This is a genomic window from Oscillospiraceae bacterium (assembly GCA_035353335.1).
In the GTDB taxonomy this organism is placed as follows: Bacteria; Bacillota; Clostridia; order Oscillospirales; family JAKOTC01; genus DAOPZJ01.
On record DAOPZJ010000087.1, the window covers coordinates 1 to 6,847 of the forward strand.

Sequence of the window (6,847 nt, forward strand, 5' to 3'; positions counted from 1 at the left end):
CATCATTCATTCCCCCTTAAGAATGTATCATATTCGGCGTGGTTGATGCGCCACAGCGGATAGGCAAGCGAGAGCAAGAAAACAATCAGATCAAGCGCAAGCATGGCTGCTATACTGACCCATGAGATACTTACGGTCGTATTATAAAGATTTGCAAGTGAAAATGTAAATACTTTCGGCCCGATTAAAAACAATAATACTCCTGCAATAATGTTCGAAATCAATAATAGTAAAAGTACCTCCACCGCCGCAAAAGCCCTCACCGTTGATAATTTGGCTCCGCATAACAGGTGAATTGCATATTTCTTGAGATTCCGGTTGATCTTGTTACTAATGTTGGCGCTTATGCAGATGACCGCAGTCGCCGCGATAAAGACGCTGCAATACAGTAACAGATTAAAATAATCGTCGATCTCAATTTTCAAAGAGCGCGGAATATTCATGATATTCCAACCCTCAATCTCGGAATAGCCGTTCGCCCAGAAAAAGTCGTTGACATTCCAGACAACCTTGTCCGGATTTTCACTTGATACGACAAGCATGTACATATAATGCCGGTACATGAAATAATAAAAATCCCCGATTTTACTTTTCTCGGGATATAAATCCATGGTCGGCGTATAATCCAGCGCCGGAAGCACCATATAGTTGTCCAGATAAATAAGAGAATCCTCCGTCCCCTCATCGGTTTTTAAACTCTTTTCGTATGTATCGAGAATTGCGCAGCCCTCCCGCAGGAAGCCGATGACCTTATAGACGTTTATGATGGGGATGGCAGGATCGGTGACCACGGAAAACGTGTCGCCGATTTTGTAATATTCGGCGAAATCATGCCCGAGGATCACCGGATAAACGCCGTCCTTTGAATAAGTCAACTCCTGTTTTGAGTATCCGTCGAAGTCCTTTCCCTCAGAAATGCCAAGATGAAAAATATTTAAAAATTCGGGCGAGACCGTCAGAGAATTTACATTGTTGAGATCGGTTAAATTGTTCAAAGGATAATTCCGGTTTTTTACCGGTGTTCCCTCGTCATATAAATAAAGCAGCTTATCAGGGCCATTAAAATGTTGAATCGTTACCGAAGAACGGTCGTAACGCAGCTGGATATATTCCGGATATTTGGCTTTTAATTGGACTAGTGTCTGAAAATATTTTTCAATTCCCTCCCTGCTCATATAGATATCCCGCTGCGGCATCGTGGAAACAATCATCCGGGTCGAATCGTCGTTGTAAACACTCTCAAAAGTGTCCAGTACGTTCTGCGTATTCGTATAATATCCTGCGGTTCCGCCGATCAGAAATACGCTTCCGGAGATGATCAGAATGATCAGAACGCTTAGGACAATGCTTTTATAAATACTTGTCAGGGCTTCAGAAAATAAAATCTTCATTTCAGCCACCTAATCCTTTCGGAGCGCGTCGCCCGGCTCGATCGCCATACACCGGATCATCGGTATTAACGCAGTCAGGATGCTCACTCCAAGCGCGGAAAAGTAAGCTATCAGCATGGACTCGGACAGCAGCCCTGGCAGTTGGATCCGGGACGAGGCCGTCTCCAGCGCCTTCTCGATCCCATATGCAGCGAAAAAGCCGAGATTATACAATAAAAATAGGCGCAATCCAATCCCCAGAAAGATGCCGAATACGTTCGCACCGATCAGACGGCGCACAGCGATCTCCCGAAACCGCCGCTGCGCCCACATCGCGGTAATAGGAACGGTTGAGATAATCACCGCGAAGATACAAAAGCCGATCATCAGCAGATTCAGCGTCTTTACCCCGAAAAACTTTGAAATGCTCTCGGTGGTCTGCGGCAGTTCACATTCCTCTACGCTCAACTCATGATCTTTCAAATAGTCCATCAGTTCATCGAAACGTTTGTTTGTGTTTAAGGCGTCTCCGGCATCCAGCACGAAAATCCCGGTCTGGCAGGTATAGCCCTCGCTCATGATTCGGATTACGCCACTGCTTGAAATATTTTTCGTGTTGACAATCAACTCGCCAATGACCTGATACCCTTTGAAATAGAGCTGTCCTTCCTTCTTTTCAAAATTCGGATCGTTCTTGAAACTATCCATACTCATTTGATTGGAGCCGATGACCACGGCTACGGTTGATAAATTAGCAAAATCCGTGGCAGTGAATCTCCTGCCGCTTGTCACCGACATAATGAAATCCGGCTTTGATGAATAAATACCGTGCCAGACATTACCTTGGCTTTTAATCGAGCCGTTGAAGATCGTGATGTCCCCGCAGGAGCGAGCAAATTCAATAAATAATTTGGAATCAATCTCATCGGGAGAGATTTTATAAGACACCATCAGCGCCCGCGCATCGGCGCCGTAGAAAGCCGTAGCCGTGGCGGCGAGCTGCGCCCGGTGCGCCGTATATACGCCGAAAAACAGCCCGCTGAACCCCACAACCATATAGATCAGAACGAGGATCACCTCATCAAACCGTATTTTTTTCATTCGCAAACCGTATCACGACCCGTCATATGTAATATCTTTAACTCAATATTATTCATCTCCGGGGAACAGCTGTCCGAACACATCTTCCCACAGCGTCGGAACCAGATAGACATCCGCGCGTTGGTAAGCAGCGAGTTCTTCCTTCATTTGGTTTGACTCCTCTAACGAAGACGCCCGTTTCGAGATGATATATTCATCGCTTGTGACGCCCTCAGGTGAATATCCTGCCGAATTAGGTATCGCCGCAATAACATCCATTCCCCAAATGTATCTTTTCCCATCAGCGGTTACTGCAATCTTAGAATAATATGATGAAGTGAATTCTACGACATTATCGAGTATTTTTACCGGTTCTTTCAATTCATCAGTCACTGTTAAATCCATTTCCGAATATACGGACCGGTTATCACGATAAACTTCTGTTGGAATCGACCCGTCACCTGTAATCATGGAATTTTCACCGATCGCCCATAAAGAACCGTCATCTTTCAAAAAATACAAAGTGGACTGATGAAAACTTAAATCAAATTGATAGAGAAATTTAACGCCTTCCGCGACTTTTACGGTTCCGGATTCCACGGTGTTTCCGGTGTCGACATCAATATAATTTTTCCCATTGATATACAAATCGCCTTTTAAAGTGAGATAACCAAAAATGAACCCTTCGCCTCCGTATAACTGCGCCACATTTTTCGCCATAATTTTTACCCCGTTGGTCGGTTTCAGTTCTGTTCCGTCCTCGGTCACATAGAAGCCGTCGAGGCAAAAATTATTTGCCTCGTCGATATACCCATACGCATACTGCGTGGATGATTGAACGTTTTCGTGCTTCTTTTCGACAGTGAAGTTCCCATTTTCATCTTCGCTTAAGTACCAGATTGTGTTTTGTTTATAATAAGAAAAATAATATTTAAATATCGACGAAGATACCATATCGGTGATTTTACCATTCCCTTGTGCTTCATAAAAATATCCATTTAAACTCGTTACGCTCGAATCGACCAAACGCATTTCTAGATTTTGATACATTCCGCTGCCTTGTGTTGTGCCGATTATATATAAGTCGCCGTTATCTTTTAAAATATAACAACAATATTGTCCTGGGATATAATTCATGATTTCTGAAACACCATCCGCAATTTTCATGAATCGTTCACAAAAATTTCCACCTGTTTCGGAATTCGGGTAATTCCCGATTACCCACAGGGACTTGTCGCTTTTCAAAATGAATGTTGCATAACCGCAGCCCTCGACGTCCATCACGTTTTCCGCAAGCTTAACCGGTTGATCGGAGACATACTGCTCTGGCAACGGCAGCTCTAACGCATAACCGAAATTTCTACCCCAACCATAAAGTACATGTTCAGCAGTTAAATAATAATGTGTGCCGAAATAATTCCGCATTTGTTTCGGGGCTTTATCATAAACTTCAAGCGGAAACGTCACCACTACCCCCCTACTCTGCACCGGCTGACAGCCGGTGCAGAGTAGGAACAGCATGGCAAGAATGGTTATGGCTTTTTTAAATACCGTTCTTTTCATGTGAATTCCTACTTTCAAATCAGATTAATGTAATTTCACCCCAGTTGGTATATCCTGATGCTGAGTAATAAGACAAGTCAGCAGAATCTCCTGGTTCGTATGAAAGTTGACCATTAGAAGCGAGTTGCGTTGCGTAATTTGTATTAGTAGCAGCAGTATAAACAAGGCTCCAATGAAAATCGAAATCTGTGTTTGCTTGTGAAACATTCATTTCTGCATCCCAGAAGCAAATACCGTTAAGCATTGCGTATCCGCATCCTCCAGTAGCAACGCTGTAGATATCATTAATACCTCCGTCTTTCGCTGCTAATCCGATGCACAAAGAGAAGGCTAAAACCGCAGCCATCAGTACTGCGGCGATCAATTTGACTGACTTTTTCATAATGAATCCTTTCCGGGAAACGAAACATTTCCCTTTTCATCTCATAAACGGCTGAACAAAAATTAACAACCGATTTCAATTTTATTTTGTTCGCGAAAATAATACCTTTGAATGGGTCCGTTCCGACTACCCGTTTCCGCTTACGGGATAGCCGGTCATTTTTGCACAATCAGCACTTCCCGCTCGGGCGTTGTTACCCGATGCGGCCGGCAGGCAACATTTAGTCGATCCTTTTTTAATATCGCATACAATTCATCATCTTTTACAGCTTGATCAGAGTCATTTCTGATGACCATTATACGCAATATACAGAACATTTTCAATATCCTGTCATGTATTTTTTCCATGTTCCCATCGTAATTCCCTCCCCTTTTTATTGATTTTATAGCGAATTCGCTTTTTATTCTTGCTGTTGTCATTTCGGTTACATTTACTAATTTATTATGTAATTAATGTTTCGTAATGTGACTTTAATTAATGGTTTATATCCCCTTGTTTTACTATTTTCCTCATCACTAATCTCTATCTGGTGTTATTTTACATTGTATCCAGTTATTTGTCATGTAATATTTTCCATATTTCATTGACATTATTCGATAATTTTCGACATCAATAAAAAGCGGCGGCTTTCCGATGAAAGCCACCGCTTCTGTTTTTGATTCTTTTATGCGAGCTCGATGTATCTTTTCAAATTATCCAATCCGATTCGGATCGCGTTAATCGGGTCTTCCATGCCCTCGAATTCAATCGAGACATATCCGTCGTAGCCATTGGCTTTGAGAATTTTCAGACACTGCACGATCGGAACCACGCCGTGGCCGACGATTGCGCCGCGAATATAATTCTGGGCGCGGGTCTTGAACCATCCCTCACCGGGGTCGGGGCCGTTGCCCCACTTGAAATGAAAATCTTTAACGTGCACATGGAACGCGTAAGGCGCGTTGCGTCCGACCGCAAGCTCCGGGGCTTCGTCGGCACACATAAAGTTGCCGATGTCGATGAGCTGACCGAAATTGTCATCGGCGACCGTATGGATCAGTTTCTCAACCCGTGCGCTCTCCTGAACGAGCTGGCCGTGGTTTTCGATCATGGTTTTAATTCCCTTGGAAGCGGCATAACGGGTAACTTTGCGGCAGCCGTCGGCGATTTTGGCGACTTCGGTATCAAAGCCGCGAGTTCCGCGTGTGCCGTCCTTGAATCCGAATGTCGCGTCGTGGCGCATGGTTTTGACGCTTAATATCGCGGCGAGGTCGACTTGTTCAAACAGCCGCTCGGCCTCTTTATCAACGCTGTCGGCTTTTAAAAAGTCCGCGCCGGTGCAGTAATTGACAATCGGGATGCCGACCGATTTGGCTTCTGCCGCAAGTGCCTTGGCGTAATCAGTGACACTTTCACCCTCGCGCGGGGAGAGACCCGAAAATTCGATGCCGTCAAAACCCATCTCCTTGGCTTTTTTGATGCAGTCGAACTGCGGCATTCCGCTGACTCTGTAAAAACTGTAGCTGCTGACGGCGGTTTTTATTGTCATTTTATGATCACCTCGTGCCCGGTACGGGCAGATTCGTAAGCCGCATCGAGGATCTTCATCAGCGTCACGCCGGCTTCCGCAGGGGCGCGGCACTCGGTTTTTCCGAGCAGGCAGTCGACCCAGTGGTCAATCTCCTTTTGGAACAGTCCGTCAAAACTGAGCGCGGAGGGTTTTTTGAGTGCGATATCACACATAAAACCGTTTTGCTCGGTAAAAATTTCAAGCGTCGGGTCAAGACGGGCTCCGGCTTTGGTGCCCATCAGCTGGATGTCGCCGACGCCGTCTTTGATGTTCAGTGAAAAGCTGGTTTCGAGGGCGATGACTGCGCCGTTATCGAAGCGAATCAAAGCCGAGGCAAAATCTTCGACGTCGCAGATATGTTCGCCTTTGGAGACATCGGAAGCGCTGTAAAGAACGCTGTCCTTGACGCCCGGACGGTCAAATAGTTTTTGATAAGTGGCCGCGTAGACCGAAACCGGCTTCGGGCAGCCCATCAGGTAGCGTGCGAGGTCGATGACATGCACACCGAGATCAATGAGCGGACCGCCGCCGCTGCGGGATTTATCGGCGAACCAGCCGCCGGGATTGCCGTTGCGGCGCAGATAAGTGGCCTTGGCGTAATAGATATCGCCGAAATAACCGCTGTCAACAAAATCCTTTAAAATATCGCAGTCGTTGCCGAAACGGCGCACAAAGCCGATCATCAGCAATTTGTTGTTCTTTTTGGCGGCATCCGCCATCGCCTGCGCTTCGACGGCGTTCATCGCCATCGGTTTTTCGCAAATGACGTGCTTTCCGGCATTTAACGCGGCGATCGTGCAGGGCGCGTGCTGGGAGTTCCAGGTCGTCACCGAGACCGCGTCTAGCTCTTTTAATTTCAACATCTCGTCCTTATCGGTATAGAGCCGGGTGACGCCGTATTTT

Annotated in this window: 6 protein-coding genes; all 6 read right to left on the minus strand. The window is 45.7% G+C overall.

Annotation, left to right across the window (positions count from 1 at the left end; genetic code table 11):
- Positions 1-2: 2 nt before the first annotated feature.
- Positions 3-1,391, minus strand: coding sequence for an ABC transporter permease (locus PKH29_12160; GenBank protein ID HNX15592.1), 1,389 nt, complete (start codon positions 1,389-1,391; stop codon positions 3-5).
- Between the two features lie 9 nt (positions 1,392-1,400).
- On the minus strand, positions 1,401-2,471 hold the full coding sequence (locus tag PKH29_12165) for a hypothetical protein (GenBank protein HNX15593.1): 1,071 nt from the start codon (positions 2,469-2,471) through the stop codon (positions 1,401-1,403).
- A 48-nt stretch (positions 2,472-2,519) separates the two neighbouring features.
- Positions 2,520-4,013, minus strand: coding sequence for a hypothetical protein (locus tag PKH29_12170; GenBank protein ID HNX15594.1), 1,494 nt, complete (start codon positions 4,011-4,013; stop codon positions 2,520-2,522).
- Between the two features lie 19 nt (positions 4,014-4,032).
- A complete protein-coding gene (locus PKH29_12175) occupies positions 4,033-4,395 on the minus strand; it encodes a hypothetical protein (GenBank protein ID HNX15595.1) in 363 nt (120 codons plus the stop codon).
- A gap of 664 nt (positions 4,396-5,059) precedes the next feature.
- Positions 5,060-5,923, minus strand: coding sequence for a sugar phosphate isomerase/epimerase family protein (locus PKH29_12180; GenBank protein ID HNX15596.1), 864 nt, complete (start codon positions 5,921-5,923; stop codon positions 5,060-5,062).
- The coding region (locus tag PKH29_12185) for a Gfo/Idh/MocA family oxidoreductase (protein HNX15597.1) at positions 5,920-6,847 on the minus strand (928 nt) is incomplete at its 5' end. The genes PKH29_12180 and PKH29_12185, both read right to left, overlap by 4 nt.